This is a genomic window from Flavobacterium enshiense, from assembly GCF_040750275.1.
Classification (GTDB): domain Bacteria; phylum Bacteroidota; class Bacteroidia; order Flavobacteriales; family Flavobacteriaceae; genus Flavobacterium; species Flavobacterium enshiense_B.
On record NZ_JBDOCV010000001.1, the window covers coordinates 159,716 to 173,576 of the forward strand.

A 13,861-nucleotide genomic window follows, 5' to 3' on the forward strand; every position below is an offset into this window, starting at 1 on the left:
CATGAAAAATACCTCCTATATCGGAATTTCCTTTATTGTTTTGCTTTTCGGCATATGGGCAGTTCCTAAGATTGTAGAAAAATTTCAAAAAACGGATTTGCATACGGTAGGGTCGGTTCCGAAATTTGAACTGACAGATCAGAATAACAAGAAAATATCCGACAAGGACTATTTAGGTAAGGTTTACGTGGTGGAGTTTTTCTTTTCTACCTGCCCGACTATTTGTCCGCGCATGAATCAGAACATGCTTCAGTTGCAAAAGGAATTTTATGGGAAGCCTGATTTCGGAATCGCTTCGATTACCATCGATCCTGCAACGGATACTTCTGAAAACCTGAAAAAGCACGCCGATCATTTAGGCGTTAAGCATTATAACTGGCATTTCCTTACCGGTGACAAAGACTATATTTTTAAGTTGGCACAAACGGGTTTCAATTTATATGCCGGACAGAATAAGAATGTTGCAGGTGGCTTTGAACATTCGGGCATGTTTGCCTTGGTAGATAAAGAAGGGAATATCCGTTGCCGTCGCGATGAATTTGAGAATCCTATTTTATATTACGATGGGTTGGAGCAAGCGGGAATTGATATGTTGAAAGAAGATATTAAAAAATTATTGGAAGAATAATGGAACAATCAGTAGAGAAAAAATATAATAAGTGGATTGTTGTACTATCGGTTGCCATTCCTTTGGTGGTGGCGTTGCTGTTTGGTGTTAATCTTAGAAAGTTGGGGTATGATGTTGAGCCGTTGTCCTTTTTGCCGCCGATTTATGCTACGATTAATGGGATTACAGCAATTCTTTTGGTAGTAGCAGTCCTGGCGATTAAAAACGGAAAAAGAGCGCTTCATGAGCGATTAATTAAATTAGCGATTGCTTGCTCGGTTGCCTTTTTGGGAATGTATGTGGCTTATCATATGACTTCAGACTCTACAAAATTCGGAGGAGAAGGATTGGTTAAATACCTCTACTATTTCATTCTGATCACCCATATTCTGTTGTCTATAGTGATCATTCCTTTTGTATTGGTCACCTACGTTAGAGCGATTTCCAAAAGTTTTGAACGTCATAAAAAGATTGCGAAGATCACCTTTCCTTTGTGGTTGTACGTGGCCGTTACAGGAGTAATTGTGTATTTAATGATTTCGCCGTATTATGCTCACTAATGATAAAAATCGAAATGATATGAAAAGGATCCAAATGCGGAAAATCGTTTTCTTTTTGACTGTTCTTTCTTTTTTTACAGTGAATGATGCTACTGCACAATGTGCTATGTGTCGTGCTGCCTTAGAAAGTGAAGAATCCGGTGTGCAAGCCGAAGCCGTAAATGATGGAATCGTCTATCTGATGGCAATCCCCTATATTTTAGTGGCGGGTATCGGTTATGCCGTTTACCGTTTGAAATACGGAAAGAAAAAAGTATAGAAATAACAAAAAAGCAGTTTCGAAAGAAACTGCTTTTTTGTTTTACCGCATGAAATTAATCCATACCGTCAATTCGAATGCTCATTTGTCCGGAAGTTTTGATAAAAGCGATGATGGCTTTGTCGGTTAATTCCACTTTGTCAAATTCAAAGTCGTTCAATGAACCGTTTACAAAAACGCCCTTCATCGGAGAATAATTGCTTAAATAAGGTTGCATGTTTTTCTTGCCGTCTTCCAAATTTCCTTTAATCGAGTAACGACAGCTTTCCTGAATTTTTCTTAGAATCATACCGCTCAACAACCAGTTTGCCGTTTTGGTTAAAGCTCCTTTGGTGTTTAGGACATAATCCATTTGGTCAAAGTAAATTTCTTTGGTTACGGTATTGTAATTCGGGAAACCTGAAAGGTAAATGGTGCCGTTTACACTGCCAATCATGTCTAATGCTATAATCATTTTACCGTCTTTGTGCCATAAATCCACTTTCTGAACGGTTATTTTTCGGCTGCCTGAAGCAAATGTCTGGCCTTGGAAATTTTTGGTCAAAATACGGGAAGCGCTTTCGTATGAGGAAACCGCAGCTACAGTTGCTTCAATTTTATTGGGCATTTTGGAGACAGCTTTCAAGGTAATGTTCTCCTTTTTGAATGTGTTTAAAGGTTGTTGCCCCACTATGGTTTGCATGCTGCATTTCAGTCCCATGTCCATGGTAATTTTGCTTTTGGACAATACGGCATCGGTAACATACAATTCATTCGGAATAAGCTTGAACCAGGTTTCGTATTGTTCGCTGGTCAGGAACGGTGTGCTCAGTTTTTCCAGAACCGATAAAACCTGAGGTTTGAAATCCGTTGATTTGTTAATGGCATCATCAATTTTTTTTGCAATTTTCGATTTGAAAGCACGAAGGGTGGGGTTTACCAGATACGTAATCGGGATATGTCTGCCTTTTACTTCAATTGAAGGGCTTTCACTCCACTGAAAATCTTCAATCACGGAAGTGGTGGTTAGTTTCCAATTGGACAGTTTGGCATCACTCTTTAGTTTTATAGTACCGTTCAGGGTAATGTCCTTCATGTCGTTCAGACCTAAATATTCTGTGCCATATTTTACCCGAATCCAGATTTTCATGGGTAATTCCGAATGGATTTTTCCGTCTTTCTCCGTGAGTTTGATTGGAGCCTGTTTCCAGATTTTCATTTCAGTATCGTCATCAGTGATAATACTGTCGTTGTATATCAATCCGGTCAGCGTTTTGTTTAATTGAGTTTCAATTTCTTTTAACGGCACCTCAAGAGGCATGTTGATGTAGGAAGTGGTGGTTTTATATACCGTTGGCGTATTGTCACTGGGTAGTGGTTTAAGTGCTTCGATCTTCTTTGTGGAGGAGCAGCTGAAAAAAAAACCGGCAAGGATAAAAAATATCGTAAAAGAAAAAGTAGTTTTCATGGGAATTGTCTATTCTGTAAAAAAATTGATGTAAATGTAAAATTTTTATTCATTGGATGCTGTAACTTTTTGTGAAGAATTGCGTCTTATTGGTTTTTAAGAATAAGAGATTACTCTCAAAATATTTTCTTTATAATGTTCTTTTCAATTTAAAGCCTATGAAAAGTTTATTCACAGCAAAATGGTTACTAACAGGTTTGCTGTTCGTTGTTTCCCAAGCCAATGCCCAATCCAAAAAATGGACCTTAGAGGAGTGTGTCGATTACGCACTTCAAAAAAACATATCCATAAAAAATACGGAGTTGGATCAGCAATTGTCGGCCATTTCCAAGAAAGATGCCTATGGGAATTTTCTTCCGTCGGTAAATGGGCAGGCTTCTCATTCCTGGAATGTTGGTTTGAACCAGAACATTACTACAGGATTACTCGAAAACCAAACAACTCAGTTTACTTCAGCCGGAGTTAATGTGGGAATTGATATTTACAAAGGACTGCAAAATCAGAATCAGTTGCGAAAAGCCAATTTGAGCATTATTTCGTCGCAATATCAGCTAACCAAAATGCAGGAAGATATTTCCCTGAATGTGGTGAATGCCTATTTGCAGATTATTTTCAATAAAGAAAATTTAAAAGTACAGCAGGAACAATTGGCCTATGACACCAAACAACAGCAACGAACACAGGAATTGGTAGATGCCGGCGTCGTGCCAAAAGGCGATTTGCTGGATGTAAAGGCTACAGTTGCAACAGACAATCAACGTTTGATTGCTGCGGAAAACGCTTTGTTGATTTCAAAGTTGAGTTTGGCACAGTTGCTACAATTGGAAAATTTTCAGGATTTTGATATAGCCGATACTGCTGTACCGGTTCAGGACAGTTCTGTGTTGTTAGAAGATCCTAAAAAAATAGTTGAAAAAGCTAAAGAAAGCCGTACCGAAATTAAATTGGCGGCCAATAATGTAAGTATAGCCGAAAGCGATTTGAAAATTGCAAGAGGTGCTTATCAACCGACTTTACAAGGTTTTTACAGTTTTAGTACTCGTGCTGCCTATGCCGATCGTGTAGTAGGTTTTGAGCAGGATGCTAATAATCCGAATTCCGTGATCGGTTTTGTTGACGGAACAAATCAATTGGTGATGCAGCCTAATTACACACCAATTTTAGGAAAACCGAAATCTGTTTCTGATCAATTCAGTGAGAACAAAGGTCAAAACTTCGGATTATCTTTAAATGTGCCAATTTTAAATGGGTTTGCAGCAAGAAACAATGTAGCCCGATCAAAAGTTGCCTTAGAGCGTTCGAAAATTACCTTGGAGCAAAGTGAGCTGGATTTGGAAAGAACAGTTTATACTGCTTATACCGATACCAAAGGAGCTTTGAAGTCCTACGAAGCGGCTGCATCTACTTTAGAATCCAGAGCATTAGCCTTTAATTATGCAAAAGAACGGTACGAAGTAGGTTTGATGAATGTTTTTGATTTTAATCAGGCCCAAACCCTTTATGTAAATGCCCAATCTGAGGTATTGCGTACCAAATATGACTATATTTTCAGAACCAAAATTTTAGAATTCTATTTCGGAATTCCCTTGTATAAAAAACAATAACCATGACAAAAAGAACTAAATATTTAGTAGTAGGCGCCGTTGGATTAATTATTTTGCTGTTAGTACTTAGTAAAGCAGGTGTTTTAGGAAAAAAAGACGAAGGAAAAGAAGTGGAAGTTGCCAAAACCGACGCTATTACTATTGTGGAAACCGTATCCGCTACCGGAAAAATACAACCGGAAGTAGAAGTTAAAATTTCATCGGAAGTATCAGGAGAGATAATCGATTTGCCAATTAAAGAAGGGCAGAATGTTAAAAAAGGCGATTTGCTGGTGAAGATCAACCCGGATATTTATGTGTCGGGGGTAAACAGAACCGTAGCTTCCTTATCCACTACCAAAGCAGGATTAAATCAGGCAGATGCACAATTAAAAGAAGCTAAAGCGAATTACGACCGTAACAAAAGATTGTTTGATAAAGGCGTGATTTCGAAAGCGGAGTGGGATAAAGCAGTTTCGGCATATGAAGTGGCGCAGGCTGGTAAACAATCGGCGTATTATAATGTGCAAAGTGCTTCGGCAACTGTTACGGAAGCGAAAGACAATTTAGGGAGAACCACCATTTATGCTCCGGCAGACGGAACCATTTCCAAATTAGATGTAGAATTGGGGGAACGCGTTTTAGGAACCCAGCAGATGGCCGGTACAGAATTACTTCGCGTAGCCAATCTGAACAACATGGAAGTGGAAGTTGATGTGAACGAAAATGATATCGTAAAAATCAGCATTGGTGATGAAGCTAAAATCGAAGTGGATGCCTATCTGAAGAAGGAGTTCAAAGGTGTAGTAACCAGTATTTCGAATTCATCTACTGCCACTACAACAGCGGATCAGGTGACTAATTTTAAAGTGAAAGTACGCATTCTAAAAGAATCATACCAGGATTTGATGGAAGGAAAGCCGGCTAATTTTTCGCCGTTCCGTCCGGGTATGACCGCAACCGTAGATATCATCACAACCAGAAAAGAGAATGTATTGGCGGTTCCGATCAGTGCGGTAGTAATGAAAACGGATACCACTTCTGCTAAAAAAGACATAGTGGAAGAATTAGAAAAAGAGCAGGAAGAAAAAATTAAAGGATCTACTGATAAGAAATTCGAATGTGTTTTTGTGAAGGTAGGGGATAAAGCTCAAATACGAGTTATCAAAACCGGTATTCAAGATGATACCAATATTGAGGTGGTAAGCGGCTTGAAAAAAGGCGATGTGGTAATTGTAGGGCCTTATACTACAGTAACCAAAGAACTGAATCCGGGCGATAAAGTAGCCATTAAGAAAAAAGACTCCGAAAACAAGGAGGTGGATAAAGAGAAAAAAGCATAATCAAGAGGTTAGTTATATGTTTAAAATCCAAACCGCTCATTAAGGGCAGTTTGGATTTTTTATTTTCTGAAGTTGGTGTATCGCGAAATTGAAATCAGAATTTAGAGCATAGAAAATACCGTTTCGAATTTAGTTTTTTGGAATTTGGAATTTCAAACCCGTATCTTTGTCCATAATTCGCAAACCTGATGGCTTATATTTTAAATATTGAAACGGCAACCAAAAACTGTTCGGTAAGTATTGCAAACGAAGGAAAAACCGTGATTTGCATTGAAGTGGCCGAAGAGGGGTATTCCCATGCGGAAAAACTTCATGTTTTTTTTGAAGAGGCCTTGCAAAAAGCCGGCATCACTTTTCAGGATTTAAAAGCGGTTGCGGTAAGTCAGGGGCCGGGCTCTTATACCGGTTTGCGCATTGGGGTTTCAGCGGCCAAAGGATTGAGTTATGCTTTAAGTATTCCATTGATTGCTACCGATACTTTAGAAGCCCTGTCCAGAAAAATTCAGATCGAAAATGGAATCATTGTTCCCATGATTGATGCGCGTCGCATGGAAGCTTTTACGGCACTTTTTGATGCCAACCATAACAGAATCCGCGAAACGCAGGCTGAGATAATTGATGAGAATACCTATTCGGATCTGAATACGGTTATTCATTTAATAGGGGATGGTGCTTCAAAATGCAAAACACTACTAAATTCGGATGTGTATGTGTATCATGACGAAGTGGTTTATCCTTCTTCCAAGGAAATGAGTGCCATGTCTTTTGAAAAATATCTGAAAAATGAGTTTGTCGATGTTGCCTATTTCGAACCTTTCTATCTGAAAGATTTTGTCATGACCACTAAGCCTAAAGCTTAACTACACCTTTACTTTCCTGTAAAATATCGGAGCTGGTTCTGGCAAAATCGGTGTTTTTAACCCAGATTTTTACGGCAAAATTCACCGTGCTGTCGGTCAGTTCGTGTACACTTACTTCCGGGGAGGGTGATTTCAGGACTTTTGGATGGTTTTTTACAATTTCTTCCAATTGTGATTTTACCACTTTGATATCGGAATCGTAATTCGTGCGTACAATTAAATCGCTTCGGCGCATGGTTTTCTGTGAGAAGTTTTTAATCTTTCCGTTGGATAAAACGCCGTTCGGTATATAGATAATCTGATTTTGTGCTGTTAAGATTTTTGTGGTGAAAATGTGAATTTCCAATACTTTTCCTGTTTCTCCTTGTGCTTCAATGTTATCCCCAACTTTGAAAGGCTTGAACATGATGATCAGCATTCCGCCTGCAAAATTGGAAAGGGAACCCTGCAGTGACATACCCACGGCCAACCCAATGGCTCCCAAAATTGCCACAAAGGAAGAGGTTTCAATACCCAGACGTGAAATTACAGTAACAAAAAGTAAAATGCGAACCCCCCAAATCAGGATATCAAGAGTAAACTGAATCAGTGTTGGTTCCAATTCTCTTTTGATCATAATGCGCTCAACTACTTTGCGCAGGATTTTTATTCCCCAAATACCAAATAACAGAATGAGAAGTGCCGAAACCACTCGAGGCGAATAATCAAGTAAGAAGTTGAAATAATGGTTGAAAATGTTGCTTATTTTAGCTACTTCCATGACTTTTGTTGGATTTTGAGTTCGGATAAAGTCTGCTCTGGTGATGAATTGGGCAGCAGGCAGCTTTTGTTACGGCAAATATAAAACAACTCCTTATTTTCGTCAAATCGGTTTTGAAGAAATGGCAATTGACTAGGTTCGGTACTTCCGGCCATAATGACATTCGGTAGGTATTGTGCATTAAATTTTCGGATGTTTTGAAGCGCGTCTTTTCCCGAAATGGCCAGTTCTTTATTGGCTTCGGAGAGGTTTAGCCAAAGGTTCAGCCAGTTGGAATATGCCGAAGCATAATCAATGTAGGGAATCATGTGGTGTAACATCTGTAAAGCGATTTTTTCATAATAACTGTTGTGGAACAGTATGCTCAAAGTGTATAAATTATTTGCCATTACCGAATTCGAGGCCGGAATCACGTTGTCTTCTGTTTCGAAATGTTCGGCAATGAGCTGTTGGTTGTCTTTAGCGTTGAAAGCGAAAAATTGTTTGGCTTCGTCGTAAAAATGCTCCAGACAATAATCGGTTAGCTGTTTCGCTTGAAGCAGGTGTTTTTCATTCAAGGTGGCTTGGTACAAAGCGATAAATGCATCAATCACAAAAGCGTAGTCTTCTAAAAATCCGGGAATGGTACTTTTTCCGTTTTTATAGGAATGCCACAAAAAGCCTTCTTCCGACCATTGCTTTTGAATCAGAAATTCCGCGTTTTTTTCGGCTACAGCCAAATACTGTTCTTTTTCTAAAGCTTTGTAGGCATCCACATATCCTTTTAACATAATGGCGTTCCAAGAAGTCAGGGATTTGTCGTCCAGTCTTGGTTTTGGGCGTTTTTCCCTTTCGTGGAAAAGCAATTGCTCCCAGTTTTTCTTTTTTTGAAGCAGTTCTGTTTCGGTCATGCCGAATTGCGAAGCGATGTTTAATGGCGTCTGACTTTGAATCAAAACGTAATTGTCGTGTTCCCAATACCCGAAATCGTTGATGTTGAAGAGTTCGGCAAAAATGTCATAATCTGCTTTCAGTACCTGTTGCAGTTCTTCTTTTTCCCAGACATAAAAAGCACCTTCTTCCAGTGTGCCGATTTTATTTATGCTGTCGGCGTCCAAAGCAGAATAAAAAGCAGCGTCAGCATTAAAAAGTTCCCGTTCTGTAAAGGCTAGTGTTTTTTCGATTACTTCTTTGTAAAGCGGATTTTGGGTTCTTTTATAAGCTTCTGAATATAAAGAAATCAATTGACCATTGTCGTACAACATCTTCTCGAAATGCGGAACATGCCAACGTATGTCCACGGAATAGCGGGCAAAACCACCGTCAATTGTGTCAAACAAACCGCCATAGGCCATTCGGGTAAGGGTGAGGTCTGTAAAATCGAGTAAATCTTTCGATTGGGTCTGATAGCCGTAGCGCTGTAAAAAAAGATAGTTGTTCGGCATCATAAATTTCGGAGCACGGGCATAACCGCCAAACTCCCAGTCGAAGCTTTTAGACCATTTTTCCACCAGTGGTTTAAGGTTGTCGGGATGCGCTATTTCTTCGGATTGGTTTTTGTCTACAACAGCCAATACTTCAATGCCTTGATGCAGTTTTTTAGCATATTCAATCATTTTTTCCGGATTGTCGCGGTAAAGATTTTGCAACTGCTGAAGAATATCCATCCAATTGTCTTTTTTGAAATAGGTTCCGCCCCAAACCGGACGGCCATCGGGTAAGCAAACCACATTTAAAGGCCAACCGCCCTGTTTGGTCATCAGCTGAACGGCTTTCATGTAAATGGCATCCACATCCGGACGTTCTTCACGGTCGACTTTGATGGAAATGAAATCGGAATTCATCACGTGAGCCACTTCATCACTTTCAAAACTTTCGTGTTCCATTACGTGGCACCAGTGACAGGCCGAATACCCAATGCTAACTATAATCAGTTTGTTTTCGGTTTTGGCAGTTTCCAAGGTAGGAGCATTCCAGGCTTTCCAATGAATAGGGTTGTTGGCGTGCTGAAGCAGGTAAGGGCTGGTTTCGTGTTGTAATTCGTTCATGATCTAAATAAAAAAGCGTCCCAATTAGAACGCTTAAAGATACGGTGATTTCCTAAAATTATTTGATTTCGAAAGTCAATTTCAGGTTGACTCTGTATTCGGTAACTTTTCCTTCTTCATTCACTACGGCACTTTGCTCCTGAACATAGGCAGAGCGAATGTGTTTTAAGGTTTTAGCGGCTTCTGCCACACCTTTGCGGGTGGCTTCTTCCCAGCTTACATCGGAACTGGAAAGAATTTCTATGACTTTCATTACTCCCATACTATAGTTGCTTTTATGATTAAGCTAATAAATTTAGAGCGTAAATTCCTTAAAAACAATTCTTTGTAGGATTTTTAGAGCAACTGCAAAATTATCCGTTTACTGCCTCCACTTTGATTTCCGGATCGTGTAGCATTTCTTTTAGCATGTTCTCGATACCGCTTTTTAGGGTAAAAGTTGATGACGGACACCCGCTGCAGGCACCCTGAAGGATCACTTTTACACGTTTTTCTTTTTCATCGTAGGACTGGAAGGCTATGTTTCCACCATCAGATTGTACTGCCGGTTTTACATATTCTTCTAAAATATTGATGATTTGTTGTGATGTGGCATCCAGTTTGTCGAAGTATTCTTCCTGTTGTTTTTCGTGTTGGGTTGTTTTGACAATTTGGGATTCGTCGATTACGGTTTTGCCTTCCTCGATATAGGTTTTGATGAACGAACGGATTTCCTGCGTAATTTCCATCCATTCGGCAATATCGTATTTGGAGATGGAAACGTAATTTTCATCGATGAAAACTTCCTTAACAAATGGAAATTTAAATAATTCTTTGGCAAGTGGTGATGCCGCTGTTTGATCGATGTTTTTGCATTCCACCATGGTTTTGGTTAGCATTTTACTGGCAACGAATTTCATGACGGCCGGATTGGGAGTGGTTTCGCTGTAAACGGTTACCGGGATTTTTTTGGTTGTCGATTCATCGATATTAAGAATTTTTCCGCCTTTGTCGATGAAGGTTTCGATTTCTTCGGCTACTATTTCTTTTACTTCGCTCCATTCCACAATTGAGAACTTCTCAATGGCAATGAAATTTCCGGAAATATAAACCGTTTTGACAAACGGTAAAAAGAATAGTTTTTTAGCCAAAGGGGATTGGGCGGTTTCGTCTATATTTTTAAATTCAAAGTTCTGACTTTTAGTGATGAATTCCGGGAATTCAAATTTCATAATCGTCGGATTTTGAGTCTCTTTTATTGTTACTTTTAACATGGTTTTTGTGATTTTTTGCAAATTTAATGAAGTTATATTCTTTGAATAAGTATATTTGGCCTTTTAAAGAAAAAATTAACACATCGGTAAGAATTTTTTAAAATTTATTTAGACATTATTTACTTGCAATTGTGTTACTTATTGAAAAATTTATATATTTGAGGGGTTTCAAAAAAATCATAATTTTTCAAAAACAAACATTGTTTCAACCAGCATACGTTATGAAAATATTAAAAAAGCCATTATTGGTATTAGCTTTAATTGTGTCGCAGTTTTCCTTCTCACAAGAGGGTGTTGCGGTCTATTCTGATTATCTTTCCGATAACTATTACTTGATTCACCCTTCGATGGCCGGTGCGGCAAATTGTGCTAAAGTACGTTTGACGGCACGTCAGCAGTGGTTTGGTCAGGATGATGCGCCTAAATTGCAAACGTTAAGTTTCAATACGTCTTTAGGTGAGGAAGGTAAATCGGGATTTGGAGCTATCGCTTTTAATGATAAAAATGGTTACCATTCACAAGTTGGTGCAAAAGTTACTTACGCGCACCATATTAATTTTGGAGGTGATTTGAATTTGCTTTCTTTTGGTGTGAATGTTGGTGCTATTCAGAGTGTGCTTGACGAAACCCGTTTTAATGTTTTGGAATATCCGGATCCGACTGTTCAGGGAATTGTTCGTGATAAGTATACTTATTTCAATGTGGATTTAGGAATGTCGTATCATTTGAGTGATTTTTATACACATATTACCGTTAAGAATGCTATTGCAAACAAGCGTCAGATTTATTCTGATGTGGAAAGTGATAACCTGAGAAAATTTATTTGGTCAGCCGGTTATACTTTTGGTAATGAGGATGGAATCCAAATTGAGCCATCTGCTATGTTTCAAATGGTTTCTGAAACTAAGGAGAAAGCTATTGACGCCAATGTTAAGGTATATAAAACCATGGAAGATTTTGGTAAAATCTGGGGAGGTTTGTCATACAGAAGAAGTTTTGAAGGAACACAATACCTGCAAGGTGGTTCTGTACAAGAACAGAAATTGCAATACATCACCCCAATCTTAGGGATAAATTATAAAAATCTGATGTTCGCCTATACGTATTCGTATTTGACAGGAGATGTTAAGTTTGATAACAGTGGCTTCCATCAAATTACGCTGGGGATTAACTTCAATTGTAAAAGAGAGCGTTACCACTGTAACTGTCCAGCAGTTAACTAATTATAAAGAATTATTAATTTGTCCCGATTTATCGGGACTTTTTTTTCATACTATGGCATTGATAAAAGAAGTAAGAGGGTTTTTGCCTCAAATACCCGAAGATTGTTATCTGGCAGAAAACGCCACGGTAGTCGGACAAGTAACTTTCGGGAAATTCTGCAGCGTTTGGTTTAATGCTGTGGTGCGTGGTGATGTGCATGCTATAACCATTGGCGATAAAGTGAATATACAGGATGGTGCGATAATTCACTGTACCTATCAAAAACATCCGACGGTTATAGGAAATAACGTTTCTATTGGGCACAATGCTATTGTACACGGCTGTACCGTACAGGATAATGTGTTGATAGGAATGGGGTCTATCGTTATGGATAATTGTGTAATTGAAAGCAATTCCATTGTAGCGGCCGGTTCTGTGGTAACGCAAAACACTGTGGTGGAATCCGGGACGATTTACGCGGGGATTCCTGCTAAAAAGGTAAAAGATATCAACGCCTCCGATTTTGCTGGGGAAATTGAGCGTATATCAAATAACTATGTAATGTATTCTTCCTGGTTTAAGGAAGAGTAGGTTAAAAATCTTTATAGGCGACATTTTCCGTAAAGCCCAGTATGTTTTTCAGAACGGTGCTGTCGCTGTTGGTGTAGAAAAATTGCCTGCTTTTTTCTTCGGAAAGGTTAAGCAGGTTATTTTTTTGTAATATACTTTTGGTTTGTTTCGCTACGGCTTTTCCCGAATCGATAATTTTGATATGGTCCGGAATTATTTTTTTTATCTGCGGAATCAGATAAGGGTAATGAGTACAGCCCAATACCAGATAATCCATATTGGCTTCTACCATTGGTTTTAGATATTCTTCAAGCAAGGTAGTCATCTCTTGAGATTCCATTTTGCCTTCTTCAATTAATTGGACCAAACCAAAGCCGATTTGTTCAATAATTTTCACATTGGAGAAGGACTCCACCGCACGATTGAATAATTCGCTGTTAATGGTGCCTTTTGTGGCTAAGATGCCTATGGTTTCTGTCTCGCTTAAGTTGGCTGCCGGTTTTATGGCTGGTTCTATTCCAATAAAGGGGATGTCGTAGTTGGAACGTAGTTCTTTGATCGCATTTGTTGTGGCAGTATTGCAGGCAACTACTACCATTTTGCAGCCTTGTCGGATTAGTTCTTCTGTGTTTTTTTTGCTTAGAGCAATAATTTCCTCTTTGGTTCTCTGTCCGTAAGGTGCGTTTTTACTGTCGGCAAGATATATGGTGTTTTCGTTGGGAAGAAGCGTGTGGATTTCTTTCCAGATAGAAGTTCCGCCAATGCCTGAATCGAATATGCCTATAGGTTTAGTACTACTCATAAAACAAATGTAAAAAAAAACTGCCCCAATAAAAGAGCAGTTTTTTATTTTATGAAAAAATTATAATATTAGAAACCAAGTTCTTTTTTAACATCAACCAATAAGTTTGGTCCGTCTGCTAAAATTACACCACTTCCGGTTGTAGAATCTAATACATATTGGTAACCCTTTGCTTTAGCAACTTTTTGGATAGCATTTTTAGCTTTGTCCATGATAGGTTTTACCAAATCCATTTCTTTTTGTTGTACTTCTTTTTGAGCTGTTTCTCTGAATTGTTGAATACGTTGTCCCATATCCTGCATTTCTTTTGCTCGGGTTTCGTTTACTGCTTCACCTACTGTAGTTGCTTCAGACTCGTATTTTTTCATTTTGTTTTGGTATTCGGTAACCAAAGTCTGGTATTCTTTTTCGTAAGTTTCACCGATTTTTTTCACCTGAGCTTGTGCTGTTTTCATTTCAGGCATAGTGGTCATCAATTCCTGTACGTCAATATGAGCTACTTTTGCTTGTGCGGAAACAGTTTGATTAGCACCTAGAAATAGTGCAGCAGCGATAAGTAAAGTTTTCAATTGTTTCATTTTCTAATA

15 protein-coding genes are annotated in these 13,861 nt (G+C 38.7%); 8 read left to right on the forward strand and 7 right to left on the reverse strand.

What is annotated here, in order from left to right; genetic code table 11:
- Nucleotide 1 precedes the first annotated feature (1 nt).
- Genes ABGT15_RS00770 through ABGT15_RS00780 form a run of 3 tightly spaced genes read left to right on the forward strand, consistent with a single transcriptional unit; the run spans nucleotide 2 to nucleotide 1,426 of the window.
- Nucleotides 2-628 carry an SCO family protein gene (locus ABGT15_RS00770; protein ID WP_367229511.1) on the forward strand — a complete coding sequence of 209 codons (627 nt, stop codon included), beginning with the start codon at nucleotides 2-4 and terminating at the stop codon, nucleotides 626-628.
- Nucleotides 628-1,167, forward strand: a complete 540-nt coding sequence (locus ABGT15_RS00775) for a DUF420 domain-containing protein (RefSeq protein WP_367229512.1) — start codon at nucleotides 628-630, stop codon at nucleotides 1,165-1,167. Before ABGT15_RS00770 ends, ABGT15_RS00775 begins: the two co-directional genes overlap by 1 nt.
- Before the next feature lie 19 nt (nucleotides 1,168-1,186).
- Nucleotides 1,187-1,426 (forward strand): hypothetical protein, encoded by a 240-nt coding sequence (locus tag ABGT15_RS00780; RefSeq protein WP_437125346.1) that lies wholly within the window; start codon nucleotides 1,187-1,189, stop codon nucleotides 1,424-1,426.
- A gap of 55 nt (nucleotides 1,427-1,481) precedes the next feature.
- Here the strand turns inward: ABGT15_RS00780 and ABGT15_RS00785 are convergent, their stop codons facing one another.
- Nucleotides 1,482-2,873 carry a DUF4403 family protein gene (locus ABGT15_RS00785; protein WP_367229513.1) on the reverse strand — a complete coding sequence of 464 codons (1,392 nt, stop codon included), beginning with the start codon at nucleotides 2,871-2,873 and terminating at the stop codon, nucleotides 1,482-1,484.
- A 158-nt stretch (nucleotides 2,874-3,031) separates the two neighbouring features.
- Here ABGT15_RS00785 and ABGT15_RS00790 point away from each other — a divergent pair, with 158 nt between their 5' ends.
- From ABGT15_RS00790 to tsaB, 3 genes are all read left to right on the forward strand, one after another.
- On the forward strand, nucleotides 3,032-4,477 hold the full coding sequence (locus ABGT15_RS00790) for a TolC family protein (RefSeq protein WP_367229514.1): 1,446 nt from the start codon (nucleotides 3,032-3,034) through the stop codon (nucleotides 4,475-4,477).
- 2 nt (nucleotides 4,478-4,479) lie between these two features.
- Complete coding sequence (locus tag ABGT15_RS00795; RefSeq protein ID WP_367229515.1) at nucleotides 4,480-5,799, forward strand: efflux RND transporter periplasmic adaptor subunit; 1,320 nt, start codon at nucleotides 4,480-4,482, stop codon at nucleotides 5,797-5,799.
- A gap of 188 nt (nucleotides 5,800-5,987) precedes the next feature.
- Entirely contained in the window at nucleotides 5,988-6,659 is a 672-nt protein-coding gene (tsaB, locus tag ABGT15_RS00800; RefSeq protein WP_367229516.1) for a tRNA (adenosine(37)-N6)-threonylcarbamoyltransferase complex dimerization subunit type 1 TsaB, read from the forward strand.
- Here tsaB and ABGT15_RS00805 read toward each other — a convergent pair.
- From ABGT15_RS00805 to ABGT15_RS00820, 4 genes are all read right to left on the reverse strand, one after another.
- The gene (locus ABGT15_RS00805; RefSeq protein ID WP_367229517.1) at nucleotides 6,649-7,419 is read right to left on the reverse strand and encodes a mechanosensitive ion channel family protein; all 771 of its coding nucleotides are present in this window, start codon (nucleotides 7,417-7,419) and stop codon (nucleotides 6,649-6,651) included. The genes tsaB and ABGT15_RS00805 overlap by 11 nt on opposite strands.
- Complete coding sequence (locus ABGT15_RS00810; protein ID WP_367229518.1) at nucleotides 7,410-9,446, reverse strand: thioredoxin domain-containing protein; 2,037 nt, start codon at nucleotides 9,444-9,446, stop codon at nucleotides 7,410-7,412. Before ABGT15_RS00810 ends, ABGT15_RS00805 begins: the two co-directional genes overlap by 10 nt.
- A 58-nt stretch (nucleotides 9,447-9,504) precedes the next feature.
- A complete protein-coding gene (locus ABGT15_RS00815; protein ID WP_367229519.1) occupies nucleotides 9,505-9,708 on the reverse strand; it encodes a dodecin family protein in 204 nt (67 codons plus the stop codon).
- A 91-nt stretch (nucleotides 9,709-9,799) separates the two neighbouring features.
- Nucleotides 9,800-10,699 (reverse strand): NifU family protein, encoded by a 900-nt coding sequence (locus tag ABGT15_RS00820; RefSeq protein WP_367229520.1) that lies wholly within the window; start codon nucleotides 10,697-10,699, stop codon nucleotides 9,800-9,802.
- A 221-nt stretch (nucleotides 10,700-10,920) separates the two neighbouring features.
- Here ABGT15_RS00820 and ABGT15_RS00825 point away from each other — a divergent pair, with 221 nt between their 5' ends.
- Both ABGT15_RS00825 and ABGT15_RS00830 read left to right on the forward strand, forming a co-directional pair.
- Nucleotides 10,921-11,922, forward strand: a complete 1,002-nt coding sequence (locus tag ABGT15_RS00825; protein ID WP_367229521.1) for a PorP/SprF family type IX secretion system membrane protein — start codon at nucleotides 10,921-10,923, stop codon at nucleotides 11,920-11,922.
- A 52-nt stretch (nucleotides 11,923-11,974) separates the two neighbouring features.
- Entirely contained in the window at nucleotides 11,975-12,493 is a 519-nt protein-coding gene (locus tag ABGT15_RS00830; RefSeq protein ID WP_367229522.1) for a gamma carbonic anhydrase family protein, read from the forward strand.
- Nucleotide 12,494: 1 nt separating this feature from the next.
- Here ABGT15_RS00830 and murI read toward each other — a convergent pair whose 3' ends face one another.
- Together murI and ABGT15_RS00840 are read right to left on the reverse strand one after the other, a co-directional pair.
- On the reverse strand, nucleotides 12,495-13,274 hold the full coding sequence (gene murI / locus ABGT15_RS00835; protein ID WP_367229523.1) for a glutamate racemase: 780 nt from the start codon (nucleotides 13,272-13,274) through the stop codon (nucleotides 12,495-12,497).
- Nucleotides 13,275-13,342: 68 nt separating this feature from the next.
- Complete coding sequence (locus ABGT15_RS00840; RefSeq protein WP_367229524.1) at nucleotides 13,343-13,852, reverse strand: OmpH family outer membrane protein; 510 nt, start codon at nucleotides 13,850-13,852, stop codon at nucleotides 13,343-13,345.
- Between the last annotated feature and the right edge of the window lie 9 nt (nucleotides 13,853-13,861).

Excerpts from the sequence above, each read along its gene's own strand:
- ABGT15_RS00770 (WP_367229511.1), top strand. The coding sequence starts at position 2 with ATGAAAAATACCTCCTATATCGGAATTTCCTTTATTGTTTTGCTTTTC.
- ABGT15_RS00775 (WP_367229512.1), top strand. The coding sequence starts at position 628 with ATGGAACAATCAGTAGAGAAAAAATATAATAAGTGGATTGTTGTACTA.
- ABGT15_RS00780 (WP_437125346.1), top strand. The coding sequence starts at position 1,187 with ATGAAAAGGATCCAAATGCGGAAAATCGTTTTCTTTTTGACTGTTCTT.
- ABGT15_RS00785 (WP_367229513.1), bottom strand. The coding sequence starts at position 2,873 with ATGAAAACTACTTTTTCTTTTACGATATTTTTTATCCTTGCCGGTTTT.
- ABGT15_RS00790 (WP_367229514.1), top strand. The coding sequence starts at position 3,032 with ATGAAAAGTTTATTCACAGCAAAATGGTTACTAACAGGTTTGCTGTTC.
- ABGT15_RS00795 (WP_367229515.1), top strand. The coding sequence starts at position 4,480 with ATGACAAAAAGAACTAAATATTTAGTAGTAGGCGCCGTTGGATTAATT.
- tsaB (WP_367229516.1), top strand. The coding sequence starts at position 5,988 with ATGGCTTATATTTTAAATATTGAAACGGCAACCAAAAACTGTTCGGTA.
- ABGT15_RS00805 (WP_367229517.1), bottom strand. The coding sequence starts at position 7,419 with ATGGAAGTAGCTAAAATAAGCAACATTTTCAACCATTATTTCAACTTC.
- ABGT15_RS00810 (WP_367229518.1), bottom strand. The coding sequence starts at position 9,446 with ATGAACGAATTACAACACGAAACCAGCCCTTACCTGCTTCAGCACGCC.
- ABGT15_RS00815 (WP_367229519.1), bottom strand. The coding sequence starts at position 9,708 with ATGGGAGTAATGAAAGTCATAGAAATTCTTTCCAGTTCCGATGTAAGC.
- ABGT15_RS00820 (WP_367229520.1), bottom strand. The coding sequence starts at position 10,699 with ATGTTAAAAGTAACAATAAAAGAGACTCAAAATCCGACGATTATGAAA.
- ABGT15_RS00825 (WP_367229521.1), top strand. The coding sequence starts at position 10,921 with ATGAAAATATTAAAAAAGCCATTATTGGTATTAGCTTTAATTGTGTCG.
- ABGT15_RS00830 (WP_367229522.1), top strand. The coding sequence starts at position 11,975 with ATGGCATTGATAAAAGAAGTAAGAGGGTTTTTGCCTCAAATACCCGAA.
- murI (WP_367229523.1), bottom strand. The coding sequence starts at position 13,274 with ATGAGTAGTACTAAACCTATAGGCATATTCGATTCAGGCATTGGCGGA.
- ABGT15_RS00840 (WP_367229524.1), bottom strand. The coding sequence starts at position 13,852 with ATGAAACAATTGAAAACTTTACTTATCGCTGCTGCACTATTTCTAGGT.